The organism is Staphylococcus kloosii, from assembly GCF_003019255.1.
GTDB classification, from domain to species: Bacteria; Bacillota; Bacilli; order Staphylococcales; family Staphylococcaceae; genus Staphylococcus; species Staphylococcus kloosii.
This window is the reverse complement of record NZ_CP027846.1, coordinates 287,019-306,997: the sequence shown is the minus strand read 5'-3', so window position 1 is coordinate 306,997 and position 19,979 is coordinate 287,019. Positions and strand designations below refer to the sequence as shown.

Sequence of the window (19,979 nt, the reverse complement as noted above, 5' to 3'; positions counted from 1 at the left end):
TTATAGGCCTCTATTCGTGTTGTTGGAGGAAATATCCAACGCCACGACGTGTCACAATGTACTCTGGATGTGATGGATCGTCCTCGATTTTTTCACGTAAACGACGGATTGTTACGTCTACTGTACGTACGTCACCAAAATAGTCATAGCCCCAAACAGTTTGTAATAAATGTTCACGTGTCATTACTTGACCCATATGTTTTGATAAATAATGGAATAATTCAAATTCACGGTGTGTTAACTCGATGTCTTCACCACGTTTTTTAATTGAATACGCATCTGGATATATCGTAATATCTTTGATAACAATTTCATTTGTTTCATCATTAACCTCTTGCGCAGGTTGTGAATAATGACGACGTAAGTTTGCTTTCACACGTGCAATTAATTCACGTGTACTAAACGGTTTCGTCACGTAGTCATCTGCACCCAACTCTAGACCTAAAACTTTATCAATTTCAGAGTCTTTCGCAGTTAACATAATGATTGGCATTTCGAATTTTTTACGTACTTCACGACAAACTTCCATACCATCACGGCCTGGTAACATAATGTCTAACAGTACAATATCTGGTTCTTCATCATATATTAAGTCTACCGCATCATTACCATCGTAAGCGCAATATACTTCGTAACCTTCTTTTTTTAAGTTGAATTCTAGAATATCAGCAATTGGTTTTTCATCATCGACTACAACAACTTTTCTAGCCATATATATAGACCTCATTTCTCAATTGTGTAATTATTTTTCTTTGTCTACACATTACTCTATTATATAATTTACCATTTATGACGTGCTAATTCTATTTATACAAACAAAAAAGTAAATTTATAGATTATATAATAATAGCATTACATGTTTCATTTCTAAACTATTTTGTAAATTATTGCAAATTTACCATACATATTTATGCTTAATCGTGTTATAAATATGCTTGTTTATTAAAAAAGTATAAAAAAATGCCCATCCTATTGGATGGGCATATACGGTCTCGACGGGAATCGAACCCGCGATCTCCTGCGTGACAGGCAGGCGTGTTAACCGCTACACTACGAGACCAAAAAATGGTGACTCCTACGGGACTCGAACCCGTGTTACCGCCGTGAAAGGGCGGTGTCTTAACCGCTTGACCAAGGAGCCTGTCGTAAGCACAAAAATAATTATAGCAACTCTCATGAATGATGACAAGCTATTTTTTTAATTTTTTTCTTTAAATTTTTCATAATCATAAATGGTGTAACATAGTACAATTTTTAACTACTATTTAAACCCGTTAAAATGAAAAAATAATGCTTTACGACTTTGTCCTTGCTTTTACCCATAAAATATTTTAGGCTAAAACACTTTATAATGTTCTAGCCTAAGCAGATATATTAATTAGTACCTATATGTGTACCTAATTGAGTTTGCGTTACATAGCCATCTTTAACGATAAAACGTATATTATTACCTTTTAATGAATAGTCGATTTGACGACTGCCATTTTTTAATTTTACAACTTTACCGTTACCGTAATGTTTCATTAAAGCTTTTTCTGAAACAGATTTTTTAGCTACTGGGAATGTTACTTGTATTGCTTTATGTTTTTCAAAAGTATTAATTTTTTGATCATAAACCGTTTTTTGTTTTGCTATTTTTTGATATTTCTCGGCACTTGGTGTGTCAGCATAAATATGATAACCATTAATTGTAACGTTGTGTGCTTTTACTGCATTTATGAAGTTTTTATCTAAAATGAAATTACTGTGCTTACCTATTGTACCTGTGTAATGATAGTAAGGTTTTGTTGCTGCGTGAATTTCATTGTTTGGTAATTGTGAACTTACTGCGGTACTAAAAAGTGTTGTTGCTACTAATCCTGTCGCAATGCTAATTTTTGATAGTTTATTCATGGGTATATCTCCTTTAAGTTAAGTAGTTACTCCATTATATTACGTTTACTTTATATAAATATCAATTAATATTGTGCTAAACAACAAAAGATACATCTTTAGTAGTATAAGATATACTTACCTAATAAATCATATATTTAAAGTTTTTATTTCGCTTAATGAGTTATTTTATTTTCTAAATAACTCCATCTATTTACGAATTGTTCATGAAATTAGTCTCGCTTAAAATATCCATATACATATTTATAGGAGGTAAATTGTGGAATTAAAACATTTAAACTTAACAGTCGAAGTAGTAGCAACGACGCGCGATTTCTTTATAACTTATTTTGATTTTGAGATGAAAACAGAAAAAGGCGGCAATCCAGAGGTTTTAGTAAGCCCAGAAGGTTTTATCTTAACATTAATGCAAGGCAAGGATGTCACATATCCTAAAACCTTCCATATTGGTTTCCCTCAACCTACCACGTCAGATGTTGACCGTATACATGATCGTATTAAAGCAGATGGTTATAAAGTACCATCTCCTAAACAAACACCTCATGGCTATATTTTTTACATTAAAGCACCTGGTAATTTTATGATTGAAGTGCTATCACATTAAACGTACGGTAGTCTCCCTACCGACAAACTTCTGACTGACCTAATGGCAGAGGTTTATTTTATGTGTTTAGTAAATTTAACTTTGAAATAGAAATTAATAAAATTAAAATCTTTTTTGTTTTCAATGACATTTGATAAAATTATCTAATATTACATCATAGGAGGCATTATCAATGGCAAAAGTTTTATTCATAAATACCGGTTCAGAAGGTCACATTAATCCCACTATTGCGTTATGTAAGGCGTTAGTAGAACGAGGCGAAGAAGTAGTCTATTATATGGGGGATCAATACGTAGATAAATTCAAAGATACAGGCGTCGAAATTCGTACTATCTCCACTGATAAATTAGTTTCGGCTTTCACTTCTTTTGGCTTAACTCATTTATTTCATGTTATCAATGGTTTATTAAAAACTGCAGATGTCATTATCCCTCAAATTTTAGAAGAAACTAAAGACGAGCATTACGATTATTTAATTTATGATTCAATGTTCAGTTGTGGCTATTTAATCGCTCAAAAATTCAATATCCCTACTGTGTCAGCAATTACTTCGTTTGCTAAAACTAAACCTATGTTTGATAGTTTTGCTAATTTCATGGCTTCACAATTAGAACAAGATGAACTAGAATCTGCCAATCTTGTCTTCGATACATTAAAAGAACATGTCGAACAAACATACGACGTAAAAGTTCCGTCACGACATGAAGTTATGAATAACCCTGGCGATTTTAATATTTCATTCGTCACAAAAGGTTTCCAACTCGAATATGACGCCTTCGACAGTACTAAATTTAATTTTGTAGGACCTTCAGTATTACCACCTAAGCCTTCAGGTTTTATGGATAATGTGAATACAAACCGTCCACTTATTTACGTCTCTTTAGGCACAGTATTCAATCAGAATGTAGCCTTTTTCAACAAATGTTTCTCTGCGCTAGCAAACATTGATGCGACGGTAATTGTGTCTATTGGCAAAACAAATAAAGCCGAAGATTTCGATACCATACCGGACAACGTTATTATTAAAGACTATGTACCTCAAGTTGAAGTGTTACAGCATGCCGACCTTTTCTTAACACACGCAGGTATGAACAGTACAAACGAAGCAATTATGTTAAATGTACCGTTACTCGCTTTCCCACAAAGTGCTGATCAACCAGTCGTCGCGCATCAAATAGAACATTTAAAAATAGGACAGCAACTAGATGCAAATGTAATTACAGCCGAACAGTTAGCAAACACTGTCAAAGACATGTTAGCGCATCGACAAACTTATCAACAAAACATTGAACAAGTAAAAAATGTGCAAACTCATACACAACCTGGCTATGAGGTAGGCGCACAAGCTATTTTAGACTTCCGTGACAAACAATACCAATAACATAATAAAACCCTGTAGATGCGTCGTTAAACGTCATTTACAGGGTTCTTTTTATTAATTAAAACTTATTTTTCCCAAAGTGGTTGAATTAAGTTTGTTTGATTACGGTCTGGGCCAACAGAGAAAATTGAAATGCGTACGTTACATAATTCAGAAATACGTTCTAAATAGTTACGTGCATTATCAGGGAGTTCGTCTAAAGTACGACAGCTTGTAACGTCTTCAGTCCAACCTGGCAATTCTTCAAAAATTGGTTTGCAACGTTGTAACTCATTTAAATTAGCTGGATATTCAGTGATTTCTTTACCATCTAATTCATAAGCTGTACAAATCTTAACTGTATCTAAACCTGTTAAGACATCGATTGAGTTAATTGAAAGGTCAGTAATACCACTTGCACGACGAGAATGACGTAATACTACTGAGTCAAACCAGCCTACACGACGAGGACGTCCTGTAGTCGTACCATATTCACGACCAACTTCACGGATATGTTCACCATCAGCATCAAATAATTCTGTAGGGAATGGACCATCGCCTACACGAGAAGTATATGCTTTACATACACCAATAACTTTAGATACGAATGTAGGGCCAACACCGCCACCAACAGTAACGTTACCAGCAACTGGGTTACTAGAAGTTACGAATGGGTATGTACCATGGTCGATATCTAACATTACACCTTGTGCACCTTCGAACAACACTTTTTCGTCAGCTACGAATGCATCGTCTAACACTTTAGCTGTGTCAGTAACGTAAGGCGCTAAACGTTGACCTGCTGCATAATATTCTTCAAAGATTTCATCAAATGATGGGCATTCTTTACCGAACATACCTTTGAAATATGCATCTTTATATTCAATATTTTCTTTCAAACGTGCTTCAAACGTTTCTTTATTTAATAAATCTGCGACACGGATACCAATACGTTGCGCTTTATCTACATAAGCTGGACCGATACCTTTTTTAGTTGTGCCTATTTTGTTATCTCCACGGCGCTCCTCTTCATACTCATCTTGTTTTAAATGATAAGGTAAAATAACTTGCGCACGATTTGAAATACGTAAATTATCAGTAGAAACTCCTCTGTCATTAAGGCCATCTAATTCTTTCAATAATGCAACTGGATCCACTACTACACCGTTACCGATAACTGCTAATTTGTCTTTGTAAAAAATACCAGACGGTACTAAGTGTAATTTATAAGTTTCTCCATCGAACTTAATTGTGTGACCTGCGTTATTTCCACCTGAAAATCGTGCAATAACATCTGCTTGTTCTGCTAAGAAATCTGTAATTTTACCTTTACCTTCGTCTCCCCATTGTGTCCCAACGACTACGATTGATGACATATGAGCACCTCCAAGTTTTTCTCGTTTAACCATTAAGTATTCTACCAATAGAATGATGATAATGCAAACAAAAATCGAACATTAAAATTGCACACATTTTAAAAAATTACTGAAAGTTATAACATCAATTCATTAACCAAAAGCGTTGATTTATCAGTGTTCAGACACAATATAAGTGAAATCTTCGATACATACTTCCATATCAAACGTATCTCCAAATGTAATTAAAAACCGTACAATAAAACGTAGAACATCTTTATTGTACGGAAAAATATTTTTTATTTAATTATCCAAAATCTGCATGGGCATAATCTATATCAGTGAATTTATTGTATTGTTTCATGAAATGTAATTTTACTGTACCTGTCGGGCCGTTACGTTGTTTTGCAATTATAATTTCAATTTCACCGTTCTCATCGTTCATTTGAGGTTCAAATCCTGCATCATCGTCGTCTTCATCTTCTTCACCGCGATTGTAATAGTCATCACGATATAAGAAAGCAACGATATCAGCATCTTGCTCGATTGAACCAGATTCACGAATATCACTCATCATTGGTCGCTTATCTTGACGTTGTTCCACGCCACGCGATAACTGACTCAATGCAATAACAGGACATTCTAGTTCTCTAGCAATCGCTTTTAGCGTACGTGATATTTCAGATACTTCTTGTTGACGGTTATCTGAAAAACGTGAACCACTACCTTGAATAAGTTGTAGATAGTCAATAACAATCATATCTAATCCGTGTTCTTGTTTTAAGCGACGACATTTAGAACGAATATCAGTAATTCGTATACCCGGCGTATCATCAATAAATATTTTGGTACGTGATAATTTACCTACTGCAATCGTAAATCTATTCCAATCTTCTTCCGTCATTGTACCTGTACGTAGACGGTTAGAATCCACATTACCCGAACTACAAATCATACGTGTCGCTAGTTGGTCTGCACCCATCTCGAGAGAGAAGATACCAACTGAAAAATGATCTTCATGTGTCGCTACTTTTTGCGCAATATTAAGAGCGAAGGCAGTCTTACCAACAGAAGGACGTGCCGCTAAAATGATTAAATCATTACGGTTAAATCCTGCCGTCATTTGGTCTAAATCTCGGTACCCAGTAGGTATACCTGGGGTTTGTCCGCTATTTTGGTCAAGTAATTCTGCATTTTCGTAAACATCACCTAAGACGTCTCTAATATCTTTAAAGCCATCGCTTTCACGTGTGGAAGATAGTTCAAGAATACGACGTTCAGCATCGTTAAGTATTGTATCTAATTCAAGTTCATCATTGTAACCATCATTTGCAATACTATCTGCAGCTTGGATTAATTTACGTTTTAAAGCATGTTTAAAAACAATGTCCGTATAATATTGTACGTTTCGCGTTGTCGGTACATTATTAGATAGCTCTGCTAAGTATTGTGGTCCACCCGCTTCACTCAAGCGACCTTCTTGTGACAATTGATCCATTATAGTGACAACATCGATTTCTTTATTATCTTCGTTGAGATTCATCATCGCACGGAAGATATGTTGATGTGCACCCCTATAAAATGACTCAGGAAGTAATACTTCCTGAGTTGAGTTTACTAATTCTGGATCAATGATAATGGCACCTAAGACAGATTGTTCAGCCTCATTACTATGGGGCATTTGATTTTGTTCATACATTCCATCCATGTCGATTACACCTCATATTTCAATCCATAATTATTGTTCAATTGTGTGTACACGAATAGTACCTTCGACTTCTTTATCTAGTTTGACCGGTACATTTGTATAACCCAATGCATGGATACCGCTTGGTAAATCCATTTTACGTTTATCAATTTTAATATCATGTTGCTCTTGTAGAGCTTGTGCAATTTGTTTCGTACTTACTGAACCAAATAATTTGCCACCTTCACCAGTTTTAGCTGAAACTTCTACTTCAAGGTCGGCTAATTTTGATTTAAGTTGTTTCGCTTCATCGATTTCTTTTTGACGTTCTGCTTTAGCTGCTTTTTCTTGTTGTTCTAATTGTTTAAGATTTCCTGGTGTCGCTTCGACAGCTAATTTATTTTTTAAAAGGTAGTTATTAGCATAACCTACTGGTACGTCTTTGACTTCACCTTTATTACCTTTACCTTTAACGTTTTGTGTGAATATTACTTTCATCAATTTTCACTCCTACTCATTTGTTCTGTTATTGCTTGTTGTAATTGTTCGATCGCTTCTTCGACCGTAACATCTTTAAGTTGTGTGGCAGCATTTGTTAAATGGCCACCGCCACCGAGTGCTTCCATAGTTAGTTGCACGTTAACTGCTCCTAGTGAGCGGGCAGACATACCAACAAGTGAATCTTCTCTTCTAGCGACAACGTAAGATGCCTCTACACCATCTAAACTTAACAGCTCATCTGCAGCTTGTGCAACTGTAACAGGATGGTATATTTTGTCGTCTGGACCATGAGCTATGGCAACACCGTTATCTTGTAATTCTACCGTACGGATTAATTCTGTACGGTTAATATACGTATCGATATCATCTTTCAAGAAGTGTTGCGTTAAAATTGTGTCGGCACCGTGTGCACGTAAATAACTTGCGGCATCAAATGTTCTTGAACCCGTACGTAAAGTAAAGTTACGTGTATCAACGATAATACCTGCGAACATTACTGTAGATTCTAAACGTGTTAAACGTTGTTCTGTTGGTTGATATTCTAGTAATTCTGTCACAAGTTCAGCCGTTGAACTAGCATATGGTTCCATATAAACAAGTAACGGGCTAGAGATAAAGCTTTCACCACGTCTATGGTGGTCAATGACTACTTTTCTATTGGCTTTGTTTAAAATATCTTCATCTATAACCATTTCAGGCTTATGCGTATCGACAATAACGACAGTCGTTCTTGATGTCATATTGTCCCATGCCTCTTCGGAACTAATAAAACGTTCTTTTAATTCAGGTTTTTCATCGATAGAATCCATTACACGACGTAATGTTGGGTCGATGTCTGAATCATTTAACACGATATGCGCATCTAAGTTATTCATCATTGCAAAACGAGAAACCCCGATTGCTGCACCAATGGCATCTAAATCAGGACGTTTATGTCCCATGATAATAACTTTATCGCCTTCCATAAGTATATCTTTTAATGCGTGAGAAATTACGCGCGCTCTTACACGTGTACGTTTTTCCATTGGGTCAGTCTTACCGCCATAGAAACGTACATTACCATTTTGGTTTTTAATCGCAACTTGGTCACCACCACGACCTAAGGCTAAATCTAGTCCTGATTGTGATAATTCACCAAGATCAATTAAACTATCAGAACCTTCACCTACACCTATACTTAATGTAAGTTGTGCTCTGTAACCAACACTTTTTTCTCTTAACTGACTTAAAATATCAAAGTTTGCATCTTCAATTTCATCTAATATATGTTGGTTTAAATACGCGACGAATTGATCTGTACTATAACGCTTAAAGTAAATGTCATATTCAGATGCCCAACGACTGATAACTCGGGTTACCATTGAGTTAATTTCTGAACGTTGCGTATCGTTCATGTTTTGTGTGATTTCATCATAGTTATCTAAAAATAACGTTGCAATAATTGGTTTCGAATCATTATATAATTCATTAATACGGACTTCTTCTGTAATATCGAAGAAATATAAAATATGCTCTTTTTCAGAATATCTTACGCGATAGTGATAATTTCTATCTTCTATATCAATTTCTTCAGTTTTTTCTAATTGCTTTAATATATTTGGATAAACTTCATTTACTGGATCAGAGATTACATTGCGATCCAAACGTTCTGACATAAATTGGTTCATCCACTCAATATTTTCGTTTTCATCAATAACTACCATACCAATTGGTAAATTTTTAATTGCTCGATTACTACCGGCTGATATGTGTCCACTTAAATTATCGACGTAGTTGTCCATCTTTTGTAAAGCTTGCCTTACCATTAAAGCAGCAATAATAATTACGACTATCAAAATCGCAGTAGCGATGCCGGCAATGAGTTGGTTAAAAATAAACCATACTGCGACTAAAACTAATGCCGTAATTGCCATAATGATAAATGGTAAAACTAATGCTTTTTTAGTGGATTGACGGTTCATTTTGTCCACCTCACATTATTTTTTAATGATACCTTTTAAGTTAAATGCTAAATCAATAAACCCTATTAAAACGACAATATGTGTAAATGGCGTTAAAATTGTCCCAATGACCATTAACACTACTGTTAAAGCTGTTGGCATGCCTTTCGCTTTGCCAAAGAAATGTATTAAACTTAAACCTTGCAAATACATACATAATGATAACACAATTTCAAAATTCAATACGATACTTTGGAAAGTACCCGCTTTAGACGCAAACATAACACAGAGCAGTGTAATAACGTATAAAATAAGTAAAACTTTATTCATTTGCCATGCAAATAACGGTTTAAATACTGGTGTTGCTACTTTAAATTTGCGTAATATTGGAAATGTAATAATTAGGTTAATTAAGATAAGTAGAAATATCGTTATAATAACGTAGCTAGGTAGTTGAACTGCAAATTGACGGAGACCTTCCCCTATCGTATTTTCGTAGCCATTCTGCACACCACTCTCTTCAATTGCTTGTAGCATTTGAGTTCTTAGTGGTTTTATTAGCGTATCTACTGTTGGTATTTTATTAAGCGCTTGTAAAATCATAAAAGCGACCAATGAGATGATACTGATAAATGTTGTAGTTACGTATAGAATACGTTCTTTTGATGTACGTTCTTTTAATAATTGGCCTACTAAAAAACTAACAATTAATATTAAGACCATCGTACTTAATACGAATATATTACCTAACAAAGTGGTTAAAATTACTGTAATTACAGCGGCCAATCCAAAAGATTCTTTAGATTTGTGCCATAGTACAATGCCTGGTATTGTCGCAAACAAGCATAATACAAAACCAAGTGGCGGTAATATATGTAAGACTAAAGCAACGATGATGAGTGAGATAATACTCAAAATAGTAGCTTTAGGTTCAATTTTTGAAAACAAATTTTGCCACTCCCATACTTTTTGACTGTATTACTATTCTAACCTCTTTAGAAATTTTATACAATTATTGATAATTTCGAATGAGCAGGTCAAATTTCATTCATAACGTGACTAGCTTTATTCGCGAATCATCGGTCAAACAAAAAAAGCTCTAAGTCTACTTATAACAGTAAACTCAGAGCTTTGCTGTATTTTATTTACGCTTAAATTTAGAAACTTTTAAGAAATGATACAAATTAGGTGCCCAATCGTTAAAGTTAAGTAAAAATCCATCATGGCCTACATTGTCAGGTACGAAGAAGTGACGGTGATATTTAAACCGCTCCCCTACTGCACGTACTAGATCATCGGGATACAATAAATCATCCGTAAAGCCCATCGTTAAAACTTTAGTATCTAAAGATTTAAATACTTCGGTAACGTCCGTACGATCTCTGTCGATATCATGACTATCTAAGACGTCCAGGAGTGTTAAATAACAGTTAAGATTAAAGTTTTCTTTAAATTTATTACCTTGATGTCGTTGATATGCTACGACTTGGTCTGGTGAAAATCGTTTATCATAACTTTTAGATGAACGATACGTTAAAAAGCCTAATTGTCGTGCAATACTCATGCCTTCTTTACCAGCTAACTGAATTGATTGACGTGCAATTTCATTAAATGCACGACTATAAGAGGAAGTCTTATCTGTAGCGGCAAGTATGACTGCCTTCTTCACATCAAATTGTCTATTATATAGCAATTCCATAGCTTGCATGCCACCAAGTGAGCCACCGATTAAGATATCAATGTGGGAAAAACCCAATGCTTTAATCCCAACTTCTAATGCTCGTACAACGTCTCTTAAAGTTAGTTTTGAAGGAAAATCATCATCTATTAATGCAGAACTTGAACCAAATGGACTACCGATAACATTAAAAGTTAGAAATTGGTAATCATTAATTGGCATATAACCTCCATCAATAATTTCGCGCCACCAGCCATGATCCTCGTCCGTTCCATACGTCACATGGTTACCTGTCAGAGCATGACATACTAACACGAGCGGTTGACCTTTGAAGCCTACATGTTCATAACGTAATTTTAAATTTGATATTGTTTCCCCTGATTCTGTTTCAAACGGTCCTAATTCTAACGTGTCCACAGTATAATTTGTCATGTTCGACCTCCTACTAACTTAAAAACCTTCTTACTCGATATAAGTAAGAAGGTTACTGGTTACTTATCATTCGAATATCTTCGTTGGTTTTAGCACCGTACTCTATAGCCGGTTGCTGAAGCATCTATGGGCCAAGTCCCTTAGCTTCTCAAAATAAGATTTGATTTAATTTATTAGATTTATTTTTCGAAACACCCATACTATAGATGTCGAAATTTTCTATTAATTTCATTCTAACGAATAACGCTTACTACTTCAATGCTTAACATTAAAATAGTAAACGTATAAGCGCCATTATAAAAATACCGGCAACTATAGTTATTGTGAGACTTTTAGATATAAATGCCACTAATACAGTTGGAATGATTGTTACTAAAAATGGAATATTAATAGTATAACCAAATTTACCACTGTGTTGTTCGATAACGCCATCGATAATCAGTGCAGTAAACAATGTAATTGGGATAAACGATAACCATTTTACGACTTTTTCTGATAAATGAACACGTGTAATCAACATAAATGGTACTACCCTAGTTAACCACGTGACCACACCACATAACACGATGATGCTTAGCATATGTATCGTCATACTCATTTGGTCATCACCACCCCTAATGTAGCCGCAAGTACCGAAGATAAAATAATTGCTACGTATGTAGGCATAAATAAACTAAATAAAAACATCATTACAATGACACAAACAATCAATACGATATAAGTCATAATTTGAGAACGTTGTACCGTTTCAAATTGTGAAATTGCTAAAAAGATAAACATACCAGTAATAGCAAAATCTAAACCGAGTGCATCTGGGTTGTGGATATATTTACCGAAAATAGCGCCAACAATACACGATACAGTCCAAAATAAATATGCCGTTAAATTAAGTCCATGTAACCAACGATCATTTATCTGTTCACCTTTTAAGTGAGGTGTTATAGCAACTCCAAATGTTTCGTCAGTAACTAACGTTGCTAACCCTAAACGATTAAGCCAACCGTAATTTTTATATTGGGGAGCTAAGGTCATACTTAATAAAAACATCCTTGAATTAACTATAAAAGTCGTTAATACAATTGCAGTTATAGGTGTTCCAGCAATCACTAAACTACAAATAATAAATTGTGCTGCACCGGCATAAACGAGTAAGCATAATAAAATTATTTCTATAAGACTAAACTTAGATGCTACCGCAACGATGCCAAAAGAAAGTCCCACACCTGCATAACCTAATAATGTAGGTACGCATTCTTTAACACCTTGCCTAAATGTTAAATGCGAAGCCATATACTACCCCTCCCCTGCCTGTAAGCATATTATTGATAGTCTAATACAGAATATTTAAGCGAGCAATAAGGTAAGTCTACCGTTTGTCTGATGTAAGACAAACGGTAGACTAAAACCTACTATATTTTAGCCTCCCCTACCCTATTAAAAAGCGTTCCATCTCGTAGACAGAACGCTTGTAATAGCTATAATATATTATTATTTAACTACTGGACCTATTTTAGTTTTGCCACCCATAAATGGTACAAGTGCTTCAGGAATTGTAATTGAGCCATCTTCATTTTGATAATTTTCAACGATAGCTGCGAAAGTACGACCTACCGCTAACCCACTACCATTTAATGTGTGAACTAATTCTGGCTTAGATGCTTTATCTCTTTTGAAGCGGATATTTGCACGACGTGCTTGGAAATCAGTAACGTTTGAACAAGAACTTATTTCTTTATAATCATCATAGCTTGGTAACCAAACTTCTAAATCATAAGTTTTACTTGCACCGAAACCGATATCTCCTGTACATAAAATCACACGGCGATAAGGTAATCCTAATTCTTCTAAAATAGCTTCCGCATGAAGCGTCATTTCTTCTAATGCATCCCATGAATCTTCAGGCTTTTCATAACGTACCATTTCTACTTTATCGAATTGGTGTAAACGAATTAAACCTCTTGTATCTCTACCAGCTGAACCCGCTTCACTTCTATAACAAGCAGATTGCGCTGTGAATTTTTCAGGTAAGACATCAGGACCAATAATTTCATTTCTATAATAGTTAGTTAATGGTACCTCAGCTGTTGGAATAGTGTATAGACCTTCTTTTTCGACTTTAAATAAGTCTTCTTCAAACTTAGGTAATTGACCAGTACCGTACATTGATTCTGCATTAACTAATTGTGGTACCATCATTTCAGTATAACCATGTTGAGTCGTATGTTTCGTAACCATATAGTTCATTAATGCACGTTCTAATTGTGCACCTTCACCAGTTAAAAATACGAAGCGTGCACCTGAAACTTTTGCAGCACGTTCAAAATTAACCATTTTTAAGTTTTCTACTATATCCCAGTGAGGTTGAGCTTCAAAATCAAATGTTCTTGGTGTACCCCATCGTTTTAATTCAACATTATCTTCATCTGAATCGCCAACTGGCACATCATCATGAATTAAGTTAGGAATAGTAGCTAAATGATTCGTTAATTGTTCATCGACATCATTTAATTGTTCATCAAGTTGTTTAATCTTATCTCCTAATTCTCTCATTGCAGTGATCGCATCATCCGCATTTTCTTTATTACGTTTTTTCTGAGCAATCTCGCCACTTACTTTATTACGTTCTGCCTTCATTTCTTCAGATTGACTAATTAATTGACGACGTTGTTCATCTAAATTAAGTACCTCATCAACAACACTTTCGCTCATACCACGCTTAGCTACTTTGTCTTTAACTAATTGAGGTTCTGTACGAAACATTCTAATATCTAACATATCGTTCATTCCTTTCGATGTTTATTTGAGTGGAACAAAAAAAGACCACATCCCTAACACAAGGGACGTGGTCACGCGTTGCCACCCTATTTAACAGCCTAATTAAGACTGCGCTCTCACTAAAATAACGGTTAAACCGATTGTTCTCAAATATAGGTAGATTCATTTTAATGCTGATTACTTGTTCGCACCAACCACAAGTTCTCTGATATCAAGCATCTTAAAACTACTTAGCCTATGAACAATGCTTTATTTACTTAAATTAAATATAGCAAATTCAAATGTTATTTTCAAGCAACATTGTTACTCTGATTAAGCATTATAAGCTCTATCACGTAAATGTTGAGCAACCGCTGCAATGTCTTTATGGAATTGTCTATCTTCAGTAATCGTTGGAATGATATGTCTTAATTCATCATATTTCGCACGTGTTTTTGGTGATAATTTTTCAATGTCTTTATGCTCTACTGCTTGTAGCGCAATAATACATTCAATCGCAATTACACTTCTTGTATTTTCAATTATATTATAACCATGACGTGAGGCTATCGTCCCCATTGAAACGTGATCTTCTTGGTTCGCCGAAGATGGTATAGAATCAACACTAGCAGGATGGGCTAATGTTTTATTTTCTGATACTAAACTTGCTGCGGCATATTGCATAATCATTGCGCCACTTTGTAAACCTGGTTGTGGACTTAAAAATGCTGGTAGTCCATTATTCAATTGTGGGTTAACAAGACGTTCTAAACGACGTTCAGCGACGTTACCTAATTCACTTACTCCTATCTTTAAGAAGTCTAAAGCAAAGGCGATAGGTTGCCCATGGAAATTCCCACCAGAAATAACGAGTGTTTCGTCATCTTCATCAAAAATAAGTGGGTTATCGTTTGCTGCATTCATTTCAAATTCTAATTTCTCTTTAACATAGTTAAATACTTGGAAACTAGCACCGTGAATTTGAGGAATACAACGTAAAGAGTAAGCATCTTGCACTCGAATTTCACCCTGTCTCGTTGTTAATTGCGATCCTTCTAACCAGTCCAACATACGTGCCGCTACAGCAGTTTGTTCGTCAAAGTTTCTAACTTTATGTACATTTTCATTATATGCGTCTGTAATACCATTTAAAGCCTGATGCGTTAAAGCAGCAATCCATTCAGCTTGTAGTGCTAAATCTTCCGCTTCAATGTAATTAATGACGCCTTGTGCAGTCATTGCTTGTGTTCCATTAATTAATGCTAGTCCTTCTTTAGCTTGTAACTGTAACGGCTGTCTATTTAAATTACTTAAGACGTGTCTACTATCAACTTCTTCTCCTTGATAGAAAACATTACCTTCTCCAATTAATGCTAAAGCTAAATGTGCTAATGGCGCTAAGTCTCCCGAAGCTCCCAATGAGCCTTGTTGTGGAATGACCGGAATAATACGTTGGTTAATAAAGTAAACAAGTTGGTCGATAAGTTCGACAGTCGTTCCTGAATGTCCTTTTAATAATGTATTTAAACGTAATACCATCATTACTAATGATACTTCTTCTCCAAATGGTTTACCTACACCACAAGCATGTGAGCGGATTAAGTTTGTTTGTAATTGTTCATATTCCCCTTGGTCGATTCTAATATCACTAAATAAACCAAATCCAGTCGTAATACCGTATATTGTTTTTTTATTAGCGATAATATCTTCAACTATTGCACGACTTTGCTTAACACGTTGTAGTGCTTCATCTGTAATCTCTACAGTTTCGTTCTCGTTTAAAAAGTTTTTAATTTGTGCAATCGTTAAATCATTTCCTGTTAATTGTAATACCATTATCCCATCTCCTCTCAATAATTAGCATGCAACTCAAAGTATACGCTTTCATTTTTTGCGTAACAATAGTTATAGCAATAGTCGTAACGTGTTATCAAATTACTGATTTAACAGGCTAAAGCAGGTTATTCACATATATGTAAATTTATTGTACTTATTATTAGATTTTAACTATTGACTTAACGTACTTGCAGGTATATTATTTTCTATTGTATTTAAAATAAAGTAACGACAAATAATGACTAAAACAACGATATTATATAAAATCATTAACTAAAAAAGGAGGTTTCGTAATGGAAACTTTATCATCAGTTAGTATTCCTAAACGTAAAGATGATACTCATAAAGGGGACTACGGTAGAATCTTATTAATTGGTGGGAATGCTAGTTTAGGTGGCGCAATTATTTTAGCGGCTCGTGCGTGTGTTTATAGTGGAAGTGGCTTAATTACAGTAGCTACACACCCTAACAACCATGCAGCACTTCATTCCCGTTGTCCGGAGGCAATGGTAATCGATATTAACGATACTAAAATGCTTACTAAAATGATTGAAAATACAGATTGTATTTTAATCGGACCTGGACTTGGTTGTGATTTCAAAGGAAATAATGCGATTACTTTCCTATTGCAAAACATCCAATCTCATCAAACACTTATTGTTGATGGTGATGCGATTACAATCTTTAGTAAATTAAAACCACAAATCCCTACGTGTCGTGTTATTTTTACGCCACACCAAAAAGAATGGGAACGTTTAAGCGGTATTCCTATTGATGAACAAGAATACGAACGTAACCGTCAAGCTGCAGACGATATAGGCGCAACGATTGTACTTAAAATGCATGGTACCGAAATTTATTTCAGAAACAGTGATTATAAATTACCAATTGGTACACCTGCAATGGCTACAGGCGGTATGGGCGACACGCTTGCTGGTATGATTACAAGCTTCGTTGGACAATTCGATAATATCGAAGAAGCTGTTACAAGTGCTACGTACACACATAGTTATATTGGCGATTCATTAGCTGAATCTATGTATGTTGTACCACCATCAAGATTAATCAGTGAAATTCCACATGCTATGAAAAGATTAGAACAATAATATAAAGTAACGCCTCTAATTTAGTGATTAGAGGCGTTTTATTTATAGTATATCAAGAGGGTAGGTCCTCTAAAATAGATCATATAGCAATCATCTTTATATGAAAAAACCTAGCAAATTAAGATAATCTGCTAGGCTTTTTTAAATTTATTATGTTATTTATTCTTCTGTGTCATCGTCGTTATCTGCATTGTCGATATCTTCATTAACGCGATCCATAAAGTCTTGTCTTAACTCTTTAGGTTCGTTGTCTTCTTCTTCACCTTCTGTATGAATTGCGTTACCAGGTGTGTCGTCTTCAACTACAGTTTCAGTTTCATTTAATGCTTGAGTTTCATCAGCGTCTGTAGTTTCTATGCTTTCTTCTGCTTTAGCTGTTTCTTCTTCTTCGTCAACTTTAGCAACAGTAGAAACAAATTGATTGTCTCCAAGACGTATTAGACGAACACCTTGTGCCGCTCTACCGTTTTGTGAAATATCATGAACATCAATTCTAATAATTACACCAGAATTAGTTACAACCATCAAGTCTTCACTACCAGATACAGTTGTGATACAAACGATATCACCGTTACGTTCTGTTATTGTGGCTGTCTTGATACCTTTACCACCACGATTTGATAATCTATATTCACTTACTGGCGTACGTTTACCATAACCATTTTTAGTTACAACAAGTACTTCATCTTCACTTTCAGAGTGCGCAACGTCTAAGCCAACGACTTGGTCGCCTTCACGTATTGTAATACCTTTCACACCTGCTGCCGTTCTACCAAGTGGTCTTAATGACTGTTCTTGGAAACGTATTAATGATGCGTGCGCAGTACCAATAAGCACATCTTGAGAACCATCTGTGAGACGTACCGCAATTAGTTCGTCCTCATCTTTGAAACCAATCGCAATTTTACCGTTCTTATTAATGTGAGAGAAGTTATTTAATCTTGAACGTTTGATAATACCTTTCTTCGTTGCAAAGATTAAGAAGTTATCTTCACGCTCTAAATCTTTAACGGCTATCATCGTACTGATGCTTTCATCGTTATCTAATTCAATAGCATTAACGACTGGTATACCTTTAGATTGACGTGAAAGCTCTGGCACTTCATAACCTTTCAATTTATACACGCGACCTTTATTCGTAAAGAATAGGACGTTATCGTGAGTACTTAACGTTACAAGTTGGCTTACGAAGTCTTCTTCTAACGTATTCATACCTTGAACACCACGACCACCTCGGTGTTGAGCACGATATGTAGAAACTGGTAATCGTTTAATATAGTTATTATGACTTAACGTAATAACGATTTGTTCTTCAGGTATTAAATCTTCGTCTTCGATATTGTCGAAGCCGCCTAATTGTATTTCTGTTAGACGATCGTCTCCATAGCGTTCGCGAATATCTATAAGTTCATCTCTTACGATTTGTAATAATTTTTCTTCATCTGCAAGAATTTCTTCTAATTCTTTAATATAAGCTACTAACTCATTATATTCATTTTCAATTTTATCGCGTTCTAATCCTGTTAGACGTCTTAAACGCATATCCAAAATAGCTTGGGCTTGGCGTTCAGTTAATTTGAAACGTTCTTGCAAGCTGTCCATTGCTACTTTGTCAGTTTCTGATTCACGAATTGTCGTGATGATTTCATCGATGTGATCTAATGCGATTCTTAAACCTTCAAGAATATGCGCACGATCTTGTGCTTTTTTCAGGTTGTATTCAGTACGACGTCTTACGACAATTTTTTGATGTTCTAAATATTCTACAAGTGCTTCTTTTAAGTTAATAAGTTTAGGTCTACCATTAACAAGCGCAATCATATTTACACCAAATGATGTTTGTAATGGTGTTTGTTTATATAAGTTGTTAAGAATAACGTTCGCATTGGCGTCTTTTCTAACGTCAATTACGACTCTTACACCTGTACGTAAACTTGTTTCATCACGTAAATCAGTTATACCATCGACTTTTTTATCTCTAGCTAATTCCGCAATTTTTTCAATCATACGTGCTTTGTTAACTTGGTATGGAATCTCTGTAACGACGATTCGTTGACGTCCACCACCGCGTTCTTCTATTTCAGCACGAGAACGCATTTGGATTGAGCCACGGCCTGTTTCGTAAGCTCTGCGGATGCCACTTTTACCCATGATTAACGCGCCAGTTGGGAAATCTGGACCTTGAATATCTTCCATTAACTCGGCAATCGTTACATCAGGATTGTGACTTACTTTTAAGACACCATTGATAACTTCAGTTAAGTTATGAGGTGGGATATTTGTCGCCATACCTACTGCGATACCTGAGGCACCGTTAACAAGTAAGTTAGGGAAACGTGCAGGTAAGACTGACGGCTCCCTTTCATTACCATCATAGTTATCTATAAAATCAATAGTATCTTTATTGATATCACGTAATAATTCAAGCGTTATTTTAGACATACGCGCCTCTGTATAACGCATAGCCGCAGCGCCATCACCATCCATTGAGCCAAAGTTACCTTGGCCATCAACTAAAGGATATCGATAGCTGAAATCCTGAGCCATTCTTACCATAGCTTCGTAAATAGATGAGTCACCGTGAGGGTGATATTTACCCATTACGTCACCAACGATACGTGCTGACTTTTTATATGATTTATCAGGTGTCATACCTTGTTCGTTTAACCCATATAAGATACGACGATGTACTGGTTTCAAACCATCTCTAACGTCTGGTAGGGCACGAGATACGATAACACTCATTGCGTAGTCTAAAAACGACTCTCGCATCTCACTAGTAATATTTCGTTCATTTATTCTTGATTCAGGTACTTCAGCCATCAAGATATCC

16 protein-coding genes, 2 tRNA genes, 1 riboswitch and 1 other annotated feature are annotated in these 19,979 nt (G+C 35.4%); of the genes, 3 read left to right on the top strand and 15 right to left on the bottom strand.

The genetic code is table 11. The features are described 5' to 3' along the window. Positions 1–10: 10 nt before the first annotated feature. The 4 genes from yycF to isaB form a co-directional block, all read right to left on the bottom strand. Positions 11–712, bottom strand: coding sequence for a response regulator YycF (gene yycF, locus C7J89_RS01585; RefSeq protein WP_061854124.1), 702 nt, complete (start codon positions 710–712; stop codon positions 11–13). Positions 713–987: 275 nt separating this feature from the next. Further along, positions 988–1,060 (bottom strand) — tRNA-Asp (locus C7J89_RS01580). 6 nt (positions 1,061–1,066) lie between these two features. Further along, positions 1,067–1,141, bottom strand: a tRNA-Glu gene (locus tag C7J89_RS01575). 233 nt (positions 1,142–1,374) lie between these two features. After that, entirely contained in the window at positions 1,375–1,893 is a 519-nt protein-coding gene (isaB, locus tag C7J89_RS01570; protein ID WP_103294546.1) for an immunodominant staphylococcal antigen IsaB family protein, read from the bottom strand. Positions 1,894–2,152: 259 nt separating this feature from the next. Here isaB and C7J89_RS01565 point away from each other — a divergent pair, with 259 nt between their 5' ends. Together C7J89_RS01565 and C7J89_RS01560 are read left to right on the top strand one after the other, a co-directional pair. Then, on the top strand, positions 2,153–2,497 hold the full coding sequence (locus C7J89_RS01565) for a VOC family protein (RefSeq protein WP_103294547.1): 345 nt from the start codon (positions 2,153–2,155) through the stop codon (positions 2,495–2,497). 172 nt (positions 2,498–2,669) lie between these two features. Further along, entirely contained in the window at positions 2,670–3,878 is a 1,209-nt protein-coding gene (locus C7J89_RS01560; RefSeq protein WP_103294548.1) for a macrolide family glycosyltransferase, read from the top strand. 65 nt (positions 3,879–3,943) lie between these two features. Here C7J89_RS01560 and C7J89_RS01555 read toward each other — a convergent pair whose 3' ends face one another. From C7J89_RS01555 to hutH, 10 genes are all read right to left on the bottom strand, one after another. Beyond that, entirely contained in the window at positions 3,944–5,233 is a 1,290-nt protein-coding gene (locus C7J89_RS01555) for an adenylosuccinate synthase (protein WP_103294549.1), read from the bottom strand. A 286-nt stretch (positions 5,234–5,519) separates the two neighbouring features. After that, complete coding sequence (gene dnaB / locus C7J89_RS01550; RefSeq protein ID WP_103294550.1) at positions 5,520–6,920, bottom strand: replicative DNA helicase; 1,401 nt, start codon at positions 6,918–6,920, stop codon at positions 5,520–5,522. 30 nt (positions 6,921–6,950) lie between these two features. Beyond that, complete coding sequence (gene rplI, locus C7J89_RS01545) at positions 6,951–7,397, bottom strand: 50S ribosomal protein L9 (protein WP_048794391.1); 447 nt, start codon at positions 7,395–7,397, stop codon at positions 6,951–6,953. Further along, positions 7,397–9,361: a DHH family phosphoesterase gene (locus C7J89_RS01540; RefSeq protein WP_061854131.1), complete on the bottom strand. Its 1,965-nt coding sequence runs from the start codon at positions 9,359–9,361 to the stop codon at positions 7,397–7,399. The genes rplI and C7J89_RS01540 overlap by 1 nt, the downstream gene beginning before the upstream one ends. 15 nt (positions 9,362–9,376) lie before the next feature. Continuing rightward, positions 9,377–10,288: a DUF2232 domain-containing protein gene (locus C7J89_RS01535; RefSeq protein ID WP_061854132.1), complete on the bottom strand. Its 912-nt coding sequence runs from the start codon at positions 10,286–10,288 to the stop codon at positions 9,377–9,379. A 193-nt stretch (positions 10,289–10,481) separates the two neighbouring features. Beyond that, the gene (metX, locus tag C7J89_RS01530) at positions 10,482–11,450 is read right to left on the bottom strand and encodes a homoserine O-acetyltransferase MetX (RefSeq protein ID WP_061854133.1); all 969 of its coding nucleotides are present in this window, start codon (positions 11,448–11,450) and stop codon (positions 10,482–10,484) included. Between the two features lie 60 nt (positions 11,451–11,510). Then, positions 11,511–11,610, bottom strand: a riboswitch (SAM riboswitch). A gap of 108 nt (positions 11,611–11,718) precedes the next feature. After that, entirely contained in the window at positions 11,719–12,048 is a 330-nt protein-coding gene (locus C7J89_RS01525) for an AzlD domain-containing protein (RefSeq protein ID WP_103294551.1), read from the bottom strand. After that, entirely contained in the window at positions 12,045–12,740 is a 696-nt protein-coding gene (locus tag C7J89_RS01520) for an AzlC family ABC transporter permease (protein WP_061854135.1), read from the bottom strand. Before C7J89_RS01520 ends, C7J89_RS01525 begins: the two co-directional genes overlap by 4 nt. Positions 12,741–12,938: 198 nt before the next feature. Beyond that, positions 12,939–14,225, bottom strand: a complete 1,287-nt coding sequence (serS, locus tag C7J89_RS01515; RefSeq protein ID WP_061854136.1) for a serine--tRNA ligase — start codon at positions 14,223–14,225, stop codon at positions 12,939–12,941. 58 nt (positions 14,226–14,283) lie between these two features. Further along, positions 14,284–14,476, bottom strand: a binding site (T-box leader). A gap of 61 nt (positions 14,477–14,537) precedes the next feature. Further along, the gene (gene hutH, locus C7J89_RS01510; protein ID WP_103294552.1) at positions 14,538–16,040 is read right to left on the bottom strand and encodes a histidine ammonia-lyase; all 1,503 of its coding nucleotides are present in this window, start codon (positions 16,038–16,040) and stop codon (positions 14,538–14,540) included. 293 nt (positions 16,041–16,333) lie between these two features. On the opposite strand from hutH, the gene C7J89_RS01505 reads away from it, so the two are divergent. Further along, positions 16,334–17,146 (top strand): NAD(P)H-hydrate dehydratase, encoded by an 813-nt coding sequence (locus C7J89_RS01505; protein WP_061854138.1) that lies wholly within the window; start codon positions 16,334–16,336, stop codon positions 17,144–17,146. 159 nt (positions 17,147–17,305) lie between these two features. On the opposite strand, the gene gyrA is transcribed toward C7J89_RS01505, so the two are convergent. Further along, on the bottom strand, positions 17,306–19,969 hold the full coding sequence (gyrA, locus tag C7J89_RS01500) for a DNA gyrase subunit A (RefSeq protein WP_103294553.1): 2,664 nt from the start codon (positions 19,967–19,969) through the stop codon (positions 17,306–17,308). Positions 19,970–19,979 lie beyond the last annotated feature (10 nt).